Source organism: Calditerrivibrio sp. (assembly GCF_049968475.1).
Lineage (GTDB): Bacteria > Chrysiogenota > Deferribacteres > Deferribacterales > Calditerrivibrionaceae > Calditerrivibrio > Calditerrivibrio nitroreducens_A.
Genome location: NZ_JBMFQS010000004.1, coordinates 21,355 through 35,493, shown reverse-complemented (window position 1 = coordinate 35,493; position 14,139 = coordinate 21,355). Strand labels below are relative to the sequence as shown.

Below are 14,139 nucleotides of genomic sequence, written 5' to 3'. Positions count from 1 at the left end.
ATAAAATCAAGTATTATTAAAAAATATTTTATACAAATAATCACAAAAAAAGGGGAGCGTTTGCCCCCCTGTATAGATTCAAAATATGTCGATTATAGTTGTGGTGGATTAGCTGCCCACTTCTCAAGCATATCTGTAGTGACAGATTTTGGTCTTTCGATTGGATAACCAAGACCCCTATCCCAGGTAATGTTAGCCATACATCCGAGAGACCTACCAACACCAAAAAGTACAGTGTAGAAATCCCACTCTCTAACACCATAATACCACTGGATAACACCTGATTGTGCGTCAACGTTTGGCCATGGGTTTTTAGCTTTACCATGTTTCATCAATACATCTGGTGCAACTTCATAAATCATAGATACAACTTTAAATAGTGGGTCATCTTTAAGCCCAGGAGTTTCAAGACAGAAATTCCTTTGAGCTGTATATCTTGGGTCAGTCTTACGAAGAACAGCATGACCATACCCTGGGATAACCTGACCAGAATTAAGCGTATCCCAAAGAGCTTTTTCAATAAGCTCCTTTGTAGGTTCTGCACCTTTTAAGTACTTCTCTTCAAACTTGATAATCCAATCGAGAACCTCCTGGTTAGCAAGACCGTGAAGAGGACCTGCAAGACCGTTGAGACCTGCAGAATAAGCATAGTATGGGTCAGAAAGGGCAGAATGAACAAGGTGAGTAGTGTGGGCTGAAACGTTTCCAGATTCATGGTCAGAGTGAAGAATAAAATACATCCTTGCAACATCTGCATACTCTTTGCACTGACCGATCATATGAGCAAAGTTTGCACCCATATCAAGTGAAGGATCTGGGGCAACCTGGAAGTCACCTCTATATTTAAGATTATAAATGAAAGCTGCTATTATTGGAATACGAGCCACAAGATCATAAGCATCTTCATATACATATTCCCAGGCAACTTTTTTATTGAAGTTACCGGAGCTATAGAATTTTGCAAACTTAGAATCTTTCTGCATAGAAAGAATACCAGTAGAAAGCATTACCATAGGGTGGCTATCCCTCGGAAGAGCTCTGATTGCATCCCACACATAAGATGGAACCACCTGACGAACTTTCCACTCTTTTAATACCTCATCCACCTGCTCTTGAGTAGGAATATCTCCTGTAAGAAGGAAATACCAGAAAGCTTCAACTGTAGGATATTTAGAACCAGGAGCTTTTGGAAGGGCTTCAAAGGTTTCAGGGATAGTTTTACCACGGAATCTAATGCCTTCAAAAGGATCAAGATATGAAATATCGGTAACCAGAGCCTTGATATCTCTCATACCACCAATAGCCTGACTGATAGTAACCTTGTCGATTACAACGTTACCAAATTCTTTCAACAATCTTTGAGTTCTGACACTGTGCTCGGCTATTTTTTTAGCCAGAGTTTGTTTTAATTGAGACATAACTGACCTCCTGTTTTTTATTGGTAAATTATAAACCATTGTTTATTTTCTAACATTAAAAACTGAGATTGTCAACAATTTTATTGTATACAATATACAAATTCATTCTATGAACACTATTGTTTTCATTGATAATTTGAATTATTTATTTTAATAAACAGAATTAAAAAAACATTTTAATATAAACAATTCTCTAAAAATTGTACTTTTAAATCACCTAACATAAGAGATATATAAGAAAAATCATTCTTGCCTATTCAAAAAAAATTTATTACCCTTATGGGCATGTATGGAATAACGTTGATAATAATCAGTGCTCTTATGCACGCCATGTGGAACTTTTTTCTCAAAAAATCATCTGATAAGCATATATTCAACTATCAAATGCACATGATTAATCTAATACTTATGACTTTATTCTACCCAACATTATTTAACAACTACCTATATTTCGAAACAAAGCCCATCATTTATGGTTTTATGGCAGGCATATTTTTCTCTATGTACCATCTTTTTTTAAGCAAGAGTTATAAAACAGAAGATGTTTCCAAAGTATACCCCATAACCACCTCGTCACCAATTTTTGTTTCTATTCTGGCAATGATATTTTTAAAGGAAAAAATTTCTATTTTAGGCTTCATCGGTATAATAACAGTAATTTTAGGTATACTTATTCTCAACATGAACAATATCGGTAAAATAAAATTTACAAAGGGTGTTTACCTTGCGATTCTGGCATCCATGTCCTACTCTTTTGGTGCTATCATAGAAAAATCTGGAGTGGGAAAAGGGAATATTTTTCTCTATATTTACTCCGTGACATTCTTTATGACATTATTTCTATTTATCTATTCAAAACAGAATTCAAAAGGTCACTTAGAATTTGCATTAAATAATATCAATCTACTATTACCAGCAAGCATTGTTCTTTTTCTATCAGTAGTAACCTATAGGTTTGGTTTGGAAAGGGTCAGTGTATCCTACGCCACTTCCATAAGGCAGATAAACGCACTTTTTGGGGTAATAATAGGTATATTATTTTTAAAAGAACCTTTTGAAAAAAAGAGGATACTGGGAGCACTGACAATTATACTGGGAATTATTTTCATAAAAAAAGGGATGTAATTTGGCACAAAAAATGCTAAGTGTAATTTTAGAAAGTAGTGGAACAACCACGCTTTTCAGAAGGACCGTCACCTGCCGGCTGGATGCCGGCACCTTTTATTTTATTTGATTTTTGGAAACATTTAATATAATATATCCAACAAAAAGATCAAGGGGTGTATATTGATAGATTTTAACATTCATGGTGAATTAGCAAGAATAATACTTAAGCCAGAAGAAAAATTCAACATATTGAGCCCTGAAAACATAAAAAAACTTATATCCACCTTTAAATCGATCAAAAGCACTCAGGCAAAATGTATACTTGTCTACGGACAAGGTGGTTCTTTTGCGGTGGGCGCAAATATAAAACAGATGTACGAATATGATGGATATATGGCTAAAGGATTTTCTATTTTGGGTAATAAACTTTTCAAACTTATGAATGAACTACCTCAGATCATCATAGCTGAGATAGACGGGTTTTGTATGGGTGGTGGGGTTGACTTTGCAGCATCATGTGATTTTAGATTTGCCACCAAAAGAAGTAAGTTTGCCCATCCCGGTGCTCAACTTGGAATAATTACAGGGTTTGGTGGTACCCAGAGACTTCCAAGGTTGATGAAACAAAATGCCATTTCTGATCTATTTCTATCCGGTGAGCTATTCGATGCAAATTATATGTACAACGCAAGATTTTTAAATGGAATATTCGATAGCTATGATGAACTTTCAAAACACACAGAATCTCTCTCAAACAGGATTATTTCCAAAAATAAACTTTTTTTAAAAGAACTAAAACACCTCAAATATAGGATTTGCTGATGAACGTAATAATTGATGGACATTCCCTGGCGTATAAAATTTTTTACAAAACCCCACCTCTTTACAACTCAAAAAAAGTCCCTACTTCTATGATACACTCATTTCTGAATACTCTTCTTTCGATAAAAGATAAATTAAACCCAGATAAAATGATCGTTGTTTTCGACTCCAAAGGAGATACTTTTCGTCATGAATTATTTACTGAATACAAAGCCAATCGATTGAAAGCCCCAGAAGATCTCATTGTGCAGGTGGAATATCTAAAAAAAATAATACCCCTCCTTGATTTTGAGCTTTATGCAAAAGAAGGATTTGAAGCTGATGATCTTATTTATACACTGTCGAAAATGACAGATGATCAGGTAATGATAGTCACGAAGGATAAGGATTTGGCGCAGATTGTGGATGAAAGGGTAAAAATTTTTGACTATCAAACAGAAGAAACTGTTGATAGAAAAAAGATACATGAAAAATTTGGCATATATCCAGAGCAGATAGTGGATTTCCTGGCACTTACAGGGGATAGCTCAGACAATATACCTGGCGTAAAAGGTATTGGGGAAAAAATAGCCGTGTTACTTCTAAATGAATTTGGTAGTCTTGACAATATCTACTCAAATCTGGACAAAATTAAGCCATCCTACAGAGAAAAACTTGAAAAAGACAGAGAGATTGCTTATCTAAGCAAAAAATTGGTCATGCTAAAATTTTTAGACAACTATAAAGAAGCTATAGTAAACTCCGATGGAAATCTGGAAGAATTATTGGAAGAGCTTGAACTAAAATCGATATACAAAAGATTATTCGGGAAACAAAAAAAGTTTACACTATCCGCTGGAACTGTGAAAGCTCCCCTCTTTGTGGCTTATATAAATAATAAATTGTATGTAGTAAACAACAAAAATTATCAAGAGATAGAAAAGATAACCGACCTTAAACCGAGATACGTTTTTGATTTGAAAAATATAATCAAAAATCACAAAATTGATACAGAACAACTGGTAGACATTGAGATTATCAGCTGGTTGACAGATCCAGATACTGGAACAATTAAATTCACCGATAAAGATACTTTAGAATCTTTTTTTGAGAAGATATTACAAAAAAAAGACTTCATCCTTGACAGAATGGATAAATATCATTTGTGGGAATTATATAACAACATAGAGCACAAAATAATACATATCCTGGCGGAAATGGAACAAACTGGAATCCTGCTTAATGCCAAAAAACTAAAAGAAACAGACGAAAAGATAAAAGAACTTTTAAACAATGAAAAAAAAACCATTGATGAGATGTTGGGGGAAGAGATCAATTTAAATTCACCCAAACAGTTATCTTTTGTATTATTTGAAAAACTTAAGATGGTCCCATTTAAAAAGAATAAAACAGGTTATTCCACAGACGAAGACTCTTTGAGAAATATGATTTTTCTAAACCCATCGTATGAAAATCTTTTAAAATCTATTCTAAGATACAGAGAATTCAGTAAACTGATATCCACCTATACTTCTAAGCTATCAGATTATATAGACAGCTCCACAGGAAGGATACACACCCAGTTTAAGCAAACCGGGACTGCCACAGGAAGATTGTCATCCGTAAATCCAAACTTACAAAATATCCCCCAAAAAGGTGAATTAGGCTCTGAGATACGCTCTGCCTTTGTTTCAAAAAATGGTTATTCCTTTTTGTCAATAGATTATTCCCAGATAGAGCTTCGTATACTTGCCCATATATCAGATGATGAAAACCTCAAATCTGCTTTCAAAAATGATTTTGACATCCACACAATGACGGCGATGAAGGTATTTGGATTGCCAGAATCAGAAATCACAAAAGATATAAGGCGAATAGCAAAGGCGGTAAATTTTGGGATAATATATGGATTAAGTCCTTACGGATTATCCAGGGATGTGGGGATTCCACAAAATGAGGCAAAGATATTTATAAAAAAATATTTTGAGACCTATCCAAATGTAAAAAAATATATGGAAGATATCGTAAAAAAAGCAGAAAATGATGGCTATGTCACCACTATTTTAAATAGACCAAGATTCATACCCGATATTAAAAGCGCCAATAATACCATAAAACAAAGGGCTGAACGAATTGCCATTAACTCACCCATACAGGGTTCCGCCGCCGACATTATTAAATTGGCAATGATAAAAAGTGATGAATATCTAAAAAAAGAGCAAATCGATGGCAAACTGATTCTCCAGATACATGATGAGCTGGTATTCGAAATTAATGACAAATATATTGACAAAACTTCCAAAGATATTAAAGTAATAATGGAAAATATATATCCTTTAAAAATACCATTGAAGGTAAATTTAAGTATTTCAAAAAATCTTGGAGATTTGAAATAATGAAAAAAGTGAATGATATCCTAAGGGAAAATCAGCTACTAAAAAAAGAGTTAGAAGGGATATTAGAGGTTATAGCAGAAAACGAAGTGAAATCAAAAGGTCTCAAAGTAGTTGAATACTCCTTTTTACTTTCTGAAACTTTAAAAGAGATAGATGAAAAACCGATGAGCTATTTAGAGGAGATTTTTGAGATTGATAAAGCAGCTCTCTTTATAAATTTTGAAGAGCTAATCATCTATTCAGAAGAAGAATATCGTCATATTTTCAAAGCAAATAACAAAACTTTTAAATACTTTTTCATAGAAAAAAGACCATACCTCAGCTCTGGCACTGTAAACTTGATATCAGAATTTAATATTATGGAGGATATAGGTTCTTACCTTATATCGCCAATTATTCTCAATGATAAGATAATTGGTAGTCTTAATCTTTATAGCAAAAATCCAAACAGATACACAAACGAATACAATTCAGACTTTATAAAAGATCTATGTTTCAAAATTGGTATCGCTCTGAAAAACATTAACACAAACCAGATGTTGATAAATCAATCGATGGTGGAAGAATCTTCTGGATGTTACAATAAAAAGGCTATGTATTTATTTTTAAATTCATTTATAAATAGATGCTACAGATATGGACATCCTTTTACCTTTATCATCCTTGACATTGATGATTTTAAAAAGATAAACGATACGAAAGGACACCTTTTAGGTGACGAAGTATTGGCAAAATTTGGCCAAACTTTAGTTAAGAGCTTTAGAAAAAGCGATATTGTTGGAAGATTTGGAGGTGATGAATTTTACATAATAACCCCTGAATCTAAAAAAGATAAGATAGAATATATCACCTCAAAGACGTCAACAATACTGAGTGAAATATACAAAAAAACTGGAATAAGAAAAAAAGCATCCATCTCTTTTGGCTATATCACAATAGAGTCTATAGATAAAACTCTTGAAAATCCAGAAATGATATTTAAATTGGCAGATACAGAACTCTATAAAATGAAAAAGGAGAAACATATAAAAAGATGATTTACAAAGATACCAATGAGATATTACCAAGAATACTAAAAAGAAGCGATGATTACGAGGAACAATACCTCAGCACTGTGCTTTCAATTATTGACGACGTAAAGAAAAATGGTAACTCTGCTCTAAAAATATATTCAAAAAAATTTGATAATAACCCTGATGAAAATCTCGAAGTCACCAAAAAAGAGATGATTTCTGCATATGATAATATTGATGAACAATTAAAACTGGATCTTCAACTGGCTAAGAAGAATATAGAAGAATACCACAAAAATCAGCTTGAAAAATCATGGTTTATCGAAAAGGAAGGTACTATTTTAGGACAGAAGATAACTCCACTTGATAGAGTTGGTGTTTATGTACCTGGCGGAAAGGCAAGCTATCCTTCCACCGTACTTATGAATGTAATACCTGCGAAAGTGGCAGGAGTGAAAGAGGTAATTGTAGTAACACCCGCAAAAGATGGAAAAATAAGCGAAATAGTGCTTGCGGCCTGTTATATAGCTGGTGTGGATAAAATTTTCAAAATCGGGGGTGCACAGGCTATAGCCGCTCTTTCTTATGGCACAGAAACGATTCCTAATGTTGATAAGATCGTAGGACCTGGGAATATATACGTTGCATTAGCCAAAAAATTGGTATTCGGTAGAGTAGACATAGATATGATAGCAGGCCCCAGTGAAATACTTATTATCGCAGATGATTCCGCAAACCCCGAATATGTGGCGGCAGATATGCTATCACAGGCGGAGCATGACGAACTGGCATCTTCAATTACCATCACAGACAGTCTAGACCTTGCAGAAGAGATAGAAAAGTATTTAAATATTCACCTAAAATCTCTTCCCAAAAGAGATATTGCAGAGCAATCTCTAAAACAATATGGTGGGATAATTGTTGTTAAAAATATAAATGAAGCGGTGGAATTATCCAATAGCATTGCCCCCGAACATTTGGAATTAGCAGTAAAAAACCCTTTTGAACTTCTTCCAAAAATAAAGCATGCAGGAGCAATCTTTCTGGGGCATTATACACCTGAAGCAATGGGTGATTATTTTGCAGGGCCAAACCACACCCTCCCCACTGGTGGAACGGCTAGATTCTCATCCCCTCTTGGAACATATGACTTCTTTAAGAGATCGAGTATAATATCATACACAAGGGATAGTTTTTTAAAGCAAAAGGAGAATGTTTATAGACTTGCAAAATCAGAAGATCTCGATGCCCATGCACTTTCAGTAAAGGTAAGGGGATAGACGATGATTGTAGCCCCATCAATTTTAAGCGCAGATTTTTCAAAACTTGGCCAGGAGATTATAGATATAGATAGATCAGGCGCTGACTGGATTCATATAGACGTTATGGATGGATTATTCGTTCCCAATATAACGATTGGGCCCCTCGTGATAGAGGCAATAAGATCTAAAACGGCTAAACCATTTGACGTTCACCTGATGATAGTTAATCCTGAGAAATATATAAACCAATTTGCAACTGCAGGTTCAGACATAATAACCGTGCACTACGAATCAACTGTTCATCTTCACAGGGTAATACATCAGATCAAAGATACAGGGAAAAAAGCCGGTGTTTCAATAAATCCATCAACCCCTGTGATAATGTTGGATGAGATTTTGCCTTATCTGGATTTAGTACTTATTATGAGTGTAAATCCAGGTTTTGGTGGTCAAAATTTTATAGAATCGTCTATAAATAAAATTAAAAAATTAAAAGAGATGATCGTTAGTGCAAACTTACAAACATTAATAGAAGTGGATGGTGGAGTCTCTGATAAAAATATAAGGCTACTAAAAGATGCAGGTTGTGACGTTGTGGTGGCCGGGAATTACATTTTTAAATCAAACGATTATAAATCCGCCATAAGAAAGCTTAAGATATAGATGAATAAGGAATTTATTAGAAAATACCGAGATCTTTTTGGTAATGAATCTGATGATTTCTTTGCATCTCTTTTAAAAAAACGTAAAAGATATTTTAGGCTGAATAAAGCAAGAGATGTGGACTATTTAAAAGAACTCAACTCATATAAGATCTCCGCCACGGATATACCCAACATTTTCTCCTACGATGAACCAAATGAAATTATTACAAATACTATCTCTTTTCTGACCGGAGGAATATATATACAAAACCCATCTTCAGTGATACCACCAATGATATTGTCGAAATTACTTGGTAATAAAGGGATTGTAATTGATGTAGCGGCGGCACCAGGGGGAAAAACAACTGCGTTAAGTGAATTTTCCAATCGAAATATGACTATTATAGCCAATGAGCCATCCTCCTCCAGGTTAAAATCACTAAACTTCAATATAGAAAAGTATGGAGCGTGGAACATAAATACAATTTCTTATGATGGTAGAATTCTGCATAAAAAATTACCACAAATTTTCGACGGAATATTACTGGATGCCCCCTGTAGCAATGAAAACAAGATTGGATACAACGATGAGGTAAATAAAAACTGGTCTATAGATCTTCTAAACAAAATGAAAAAGCTACAAAAAGAGATCATTTTATCATCATTACAACTTTTAAAACCAGGTGGTTTTCTCATCTATTCCACCTGCACTTTCTCCATAGAAGAGAATGAAAAGAACGTTGAAGAAATACTAAAAGAAAATTCCGATGTAGAACTAATTGATATTAATGAAAATAGATTCACAAAAGGGATTTCCGGCAATATTTCAATTGATGATAAGGTTATAAGAGTGCTACCCCATAAAAGTGAGTATGATGGTTTCTTTATTGCAGGATTAAAAAAGAAAGGAGAACTTATTATCGATGATAAACACGAAAAAAATATAGAAGAAACTAAAATAAACCGATTTTTTCCTGGTCATACATTTGAAGGTGCTTTTAAATCTATTGATGGTTTAGTATTTTTTCAAAAAGAAAATAGAGTAATTGAGAAAATTAAGTTTAACAAAACAGGGATAAAAGCTGGCAAAATTGTAAAAAATGAACTCGAATTATCCTCACAGTTTTTATGGGAATTTGGAAAGTTTTTTAACGAAGATAAAAAAATATACATTGAAAGAGAAATTGCTATTGAATTTTTATCTGGATTTGATATAAACATGGAAGTCGATAGAGACAAAAATGCACTTTTTTATGAGAATATACCGGTAGGAATTGTGAAAAATCTTGGTGGTGTGCTAAAAAATAAACTTGATAGATATTTTCTATACGGAAGAGGAATATAATGCCTGAAGTGTTGGTGGTGGAAGATAGTAAATTTTTCCAGAAAGTACTTGAAAACGAGTTTAGAGAATTGGAGTATAACGTTACATTTGTCTCTTCTATCAATGAAGCAAAAAATATTTTAAGTGGTAACAAAAAATTTCATCTTGCAACGGTGGATATAGAGCTTCCGGACGGGTCAGGGTTAGATTTTTGCAGAGAGGTAAAATCCAATCCAGCTTTCAATTACTTGCAACTATTAGTCATAACAAGCTCCAACGATGAAGACAGCAGAGAAAAAGCTTTTAAATCAGGAGCAATAGCCTTTATAAAAAAAGATGAAGTACCACATAGGCTCAAAAGCTATATAAAAAATATCCATTCTATCATCTCAAATATCTCATATTCAAACAATCTGGTAATACTGCTGGAAGACAGTGACTTCCAGAGAAAATACATAAAGAGCACTCTTGAGTTTGCAGGGCTTAAGGTTATCGACTTTAGTAATAATGAATCTTTAATCGAATATCTCGAAAACAATAAACCAATTGTAGACTTAGCAATATTTGATTATTTGCTGGATGGCCAAAACTGTCTTAAGTCCATTTTATATTTAAAAGAAACAAAACTTTATGAACAGGTACCAATCATTATGCTCACAGTATCAAATGATCTATCCCACAAATATGAACTCTTTATGATAGGGGCAACCGACTTCATCTTAAAACCTTTTGATACGGGTGATTTTTACTTAAGAATAAGAAACCAGCTAAAAACTAAATATCTCATTGATATGCTTGATGCCAAAAACAAGTTACTTACCATATCATCCATCACCGATGATCTAACAAAACTATATAATCGTCGATTCTTCTGGGAAACCATCGAGAAGGAACATAAAAGACACAGCAGGATAAACTCAGAATACAGCATCATAATGCTGGATATCGATCATTTTAAAAAGATCAATGATAATTTTGGACATGGTACTGGAGATCTTGTTTTAACGGATGTTGCATTTAGCCTGAAAAATGCGGTGAGAAATACCGATATTGTTGCAAGGTATGGTGGTGAAGAATTTATAATTTTACTTCCGGATACCAAGAAAGATAATGCCATAGTTGTGGCAAATAAAATTTTAAATTCCATCAGAGAAATTCCAGTTAATTTTAGAACTGAACCTATAACTGCAAGTATAGGATTAGCTTCTTCCAGAGAAGAGAATAATTATGAAAAAATCATCTCATTAGCCGATGAGAGATTATATAAAGCCAAAAATAATGGAAGAAATAGGATCGAATATGATTAAAATAATCAGAATATTTTTATCACTAACATTATTAGTAGTTTGCTACAATTCAGTTTATGCGTACAAAAAGATCTTTGCAGATGTTATGTCAAAAGGTGTGGATAAAGAGAAGGTATTTTTAGTTGATAAAGGTATGAAAAAATCATTTTTAGTCGAAATTAGAGATGATGTGCCAATATTAATTAATGAATTTGATGACGTCATTGTGGGGGAAGGTAACGGTGATAAATTGAGGGAGGGCGATAAAAAAACCCCCACCGGTGTCTATTATGTTGTAGGTTTTATTCCACCGTCCAAGCTTGATAAAATTTATGGGTCAGGTGCATTCCCACTGAATTACCCAAACTTTGTGGATAAGCTATACGGTAAAACTGGTCACGGTATATGGATTCACGGAAGGGATCCTCATGAAAAAAAGCAGGCTTCAAAAGGTTGCGTAGTACTCAAAAATGAGAATATTGATTATCTCAAATCTATCAACTTCATCAATACACCAGTAGTAATTGCTGAAAAATTACACTTTACAGATGAATTAAACTATAATACAGAAAAAATTTTCTGGCTTAATTTTCTCAACGAATTTTATGAAAGCTGGAAAAATAACGATATTAATAAGCTTAGCAAATTAATACATGTAAGATTTAAAGATAGCAATCACAAAAGCTACTCCGAATATATTCAGAGAAAAAAGATGCTGATGGAAAAATACCCCCAAAAAACTATAGTTTTTGAAAATATAAAGATCTTCAAAGAGAATGATTCTGAAGTAGTATTCGATTTCGACCAGTACTATTCTGCACCAAACATCACCACATACGGTACCAAAAGGCTTTACTTAATTAAGGAGGCAAATGATTTCAAGATAATTGCAGAAGAGTATATTCCAAAAGCTATTCCGGACAGATATAAGCATATGGCCAAATCTGAAGTAATAAAAACAGTCAAGCCAATTGATAACACGGCAAATTATGAAAAACCTACAACACCTATTGTCAAAACCGATAATGAAGCTACAAAACAGGTACAAACTCAAACCACAGCTCCAAAAGATAATAATACAAATATCGAAAAAACTATCAATGACTTTGTAGAAGAGTGGCGATTAAGTTGGGAATCAAAAGATATCAATAGGTACATAGATTTTTACAGCCTAAATTTCAAATCTGGTGGTTTAGACTATGAAGGATGGAAAAGTGATAAGGGTGGTAAGTTTGAAAGGATTAAAAATATATCTGTGGTAATATCAAATATCAAGATTGAAAAACTTAAAAATGGCGATTTTAACGTTACTTTTGTTCAGCGATATAAAACAGAAACTATGAACAATAAAGGGGTTAAGACACTCACCATAAGAATAGAAAACGGTAAACCCAAGATTATAGGAGAATCCTGGAGACCTCTTAAATGATAATAAGGGTACTGATATTTGCTCTTATCATCCCCATAACACTATTTGCTGTAGATAGACCATCTTTAAAGCATGAGGTATATCTTGAGGGTACTGATTACGAGCTTCATATCTTCAAAATTTATGGAAAAGAACCCGGTAAAAAAGGATTGATAGTAGGTGGTATACAAGGGGACGAACCTGGTGGGTATCTTTCTGCAGATCTCTACGTGGATGCCTGGCTGGAAAAAGGGGATCTTATTATCATCCCCAGAGCAAATTTTAAATCGATAATTTTATTCAATCGTGGCATCGATGGTGATATGAACAGAAGATTTATTGATAATAAAACGAAACATGAAATGGATCAGGTGGTGGATATCATTCAAAAACTGATGTCAGAGGTCGATTTTTTTCTACACCTTCACGACGGTTCAGGTTTTTATTCCCCAGTCTATGTTGATAAACTGAGAAACCCTTACCGTTGGGGTCAGTCTATAATTGTTGATGCGGAGAAGTATATCTGTAACAACAAAGAGATAGATCTTGGTAAAATTGCAAAAGAGGTAATTAAAGAGACAAATAAAAAGATAAAAGAGAAAAACTTTCATTTCGAATACCTAAATACTGACACAGATAACCCCACAACAAGATACAAGGATATGAGAAAAACAGCCACCTATTATGCCCTAAAAAATTACTGCATCCCCTCTTTTGGACTTGAAACGTCAAAAAATCTCCCGGACGATAAAACAAAAATTTTACATAAAACATATCTAATCAATGAATTCTTTAAAATTTTTGATATAAAACCTGAACTTCCCCCGATTAAGTTACCCATTCCAGAATTAAAATCAATTAAAGTTCTTATTGATGATAAACCAATAGAGATAAAAAATGGATATATCTTTAATGTAAAAAAAGGTGTAAAATTAAAAATCGAGGCAATAAATTCAAATTATAAAAGAGGATTGTCCTGCGATATATTGGGGTTTAATGGATTAAATGATAAAGGTTTAGATTATGTGGTACAAAAAGATACAGAAATAAAATGTAGAAAAGACCACAAGATAATAGGCTCTATCAAGCTACATGTTGTAGATGAACCTGAGGATCTAAAAGAAAATGGATATTTTGAAATCTCCGTAAATGGAACCATAATGAAGGTATATAACAATCAAAAACTGAATGTAAAAATCAACGATAATATTGTTTTGTTAAACTTTAATGGAGATTCTAATATACCGATAAACTTAAGAGGTTTTGTACCAACTAATATAAAATCAAACGATGGTGATGACAGGAATATTAACATAATTGCAAATAACAAATATTTTATGAAAAAGTATGCTCTTGAAAATGGCAATACATACGAGATAATTGCTGGTACTCTGGATAATATAAAAGGTAGAATTTTATTGTCAATTGACAAGTAATAAAAGATAACTTAATATAGCTTTTTATACTATAAATATGGAGG

Annotated in this window: 11 protein-coding genes; 10 read left to right on the top strand and 1 reads right to left on the bottom strand. The window is 33.4% G+C overall.

Features of this window, described 5'->3' with window-relative positions:
* Positions 1-92 precede the first annotated feature (92 nt).
* A complete protein-coding gene (locus ACP5Q2_RS04895) occupies positions 93-1,418 on the bottom strand; it encodes a citrate (Si)-synthase (protein ID WP_428097809.1) in 1,326 nt (441 codons plus the stop codon).
* A gap of 285 nt (positions 1,419-1,703) precedes the next feature.
* On the opposite strand from ACP5Q2_RS04895, the gene ACP5Q2_RS04890 reads away from it, so the two are divergent.
* The 10 genes from ACP5Q2_RS04890 to ACP5Q2_RS04845 all read left to right on the top strand — a co-directional run bounded on the left by ACP5Q2_RS04890 (position 1,704) and on the right by ACP5Q2_RS04845 (position 14,095).
* A complete protein-coding gene (locus tag ACP5Q2_RS04890) occupies positions 1,704-2,543 on the top strand; it encodes a GRP family sugar transporter (protein ID WP_428097807.1) in 840 nt (279 codons plus the stop codon).
* Positions 2,544-2,705: 162 nt separating this feature from the next.
* Entirely contained in the window at positions 2,706-3,347 is a 642-nt protein-coding gene (locus ACP5Q2_RS04885) for an enoyl-CoA hydratase/isomerase family protein (RefSeq protein ID WP_428097804.1), read from the top strand.
* Positions 3,347-5,722 carry a DNA polymerase gene (locus tag ACP5Q2_RS04880; RefSeq protein WP_428097802.1) on the top strand — a complete coding sequence of 792 codons (2,376 nt, stop codon included), beginning with the start codon at positions 3,347-3,349 and terminating at the stop codon, positions 5,720-5,722. Before ACP5Q2_RS04885 ends, ACP5Q2_RS04880 begins: the two co-directional genes overlap by 1 nt.
* Positions 5,722-6,759, top strand: a complete 1,038-nt coding sequence (locus ACP5Q2_RS04875) for a sensor domain-containing diguanylate cyclase (RefSeq protein WP_424605296.1) — start codon at positions 5,722-5,724, stop codon at positions 6,757-6,759. Before ACP5Q2_RS04880 ends, ACP5Q2_RS04875 begins: the two co-directional genes overlap by 1 nt.
* Positions 6,756-8,015 (top strand): histidinol dehydrogenase, encoded by a 1,260-nt coding sequence (gene hisD / locus ACP5Q2_RS04870; RefSeq protein ID WP_428097799.1) that lies wholly within the window; start codon positions 6,756-6,758, stop codon positions 8,013-8,015. The genes ACP5Q2_RS04875 and hisD overlap by 4 nt, the downstream gene beginning before the upstream one ends.
* Before the next feature lie 3 nt (positions 8,016-8,018).
* Positions 8,019-8,660: a ribulose-phosphate 3-epimerase gene (gene rpe / locus ACP5Q2_RS04865; RefSeq protein WP_428097797.1), complete on the top strand. Its 642-nt coding sequence runs from the start codon at positions 8,019-8,021 to the stop codon at positions 8,658-8,660.
* Positions 8,661-9,986: a methyltransferase RsmF C-terminal domain-like protein gene (locus tag ACP5Q2_RS04860; protein WP_428097795.1), complete on the top strand. Its 1,326-nt coding sequence runs from the start codon at positions 8,661-8,663 to the stop codon at positions 9,984-9,986.
* Complete coding sequence (locus ACP5Q2_RS04855) at positions 9,986-11,272, top strand: GGDEF domain-containing response regulator (protein ID WP_428097792.1); 1,287 nt, start codon at positions 9,986-9,988, stop codon at positions 11,270-11,272. Before ACP5Q2_RS04860 ends, ACP5Q2_RS04855 begins: the two co-directional genes overlap by 1 nt.
* The gene (locus tag ACP5Q2_RS04850) at positions 11,265-12,680 is read left to right on the top strand and encodes a L,D-transpeptidase family protein (protein WP_428097788.1); all 1,416 of its coding nucleotides are present in this window, start codon (positions 11,265-11,267) and stop codon (positions 12,678-12,680) included. Before ACP5Q2_RS04855 ends, ACP5Q2_RS04850 begins: the two co-directional genes overlap by 8 nt.
* Positions 12,677-14,095, top strand: coding sequence for a M99 family carboxypeptidase catalytic domain-containing protein (locus tag ACP5Q2_RS04845; RefSeq protein WP_428097785.1), 1,419 nt, complete (start codon positions 12,677-12,679; stop codon positions 14,093-14,095). The genes ACP5Q2_RS04850 and ACP5Q2_RS04845 overlap by 4 nt, the downstream gene beginning before the upstream one ends.
* Positions 14,096-14,139: the final 44 nt, after the last annotated feature.

Coding starts and splice junctions, on each gene's coding strand:
- ACP5Q2_RS04875 (WP_424605296.1), top strand. CDS start 5,722: ATGAAAAAAGTGAATGATATCCTAAGGGAAAATCAGCTACTAAAAAAA.
- ACP5Q2_RS04850 (WP_428097788.1), top strand. CDS start 11,265: ATGATTAAAATAATCAGAATATTTTTATCACTAACATTATTAGTAGTT.
- ACP5Q2_RS04890 (WP_428097807.1), top strand. CDS start 1,704: ATGTATGGAATAACGTTGATAATAATCAGTGCTCTTATGCACGCCATG.
- rpe (WP_428097797.1), top strand. CDS start 8,019: ATGATTGTAGCCCCATCAATTTTAAGCGCAGATTTTTCAAAACTTGGC.
- ACP5Q2_RS04855 (WP_428097792.1), top strand. CDS start 9,986: ATGCCTGAAGTGTTGGTGGTGGAAGATAGTAAATTTTTCCAGAAAGTA.
- hisD (WP_428097799.1), top strand. CDS start 6,756: ATGATTTACAAAGATACCAATGAGATATTACCAAGAATACTAAAAAGA.
- ACP5Q2_RS04845 (WP_428097785.1), top strand. CDS start 12,677: ATGATAATAAGGGTACTGATATTTGCTCTTATCATCCCCATAACACTA.
- ACP5Q2_RS04895 (WP_428097809.1), bottom strand. CDS start 1,418: ATGTCTCAATTAAAACAAACTCTGGCTAAAAAAATAGCCGAGCACAGT.
- ACP5Q2_RS04880 (WP_428097802.1), top strand. CDS start 3,347: ATGAACGTAATAATTGATGGACATTCCCTGGCGTATAAAATTTTTTAC.
- ACP5Q2_RS04860 (WP_428097795.1), top strand. CDS start 8,661: ATGAATAAGGAATTTATTAGAAAATACCGAGATCTTTTTGGTAATGAA.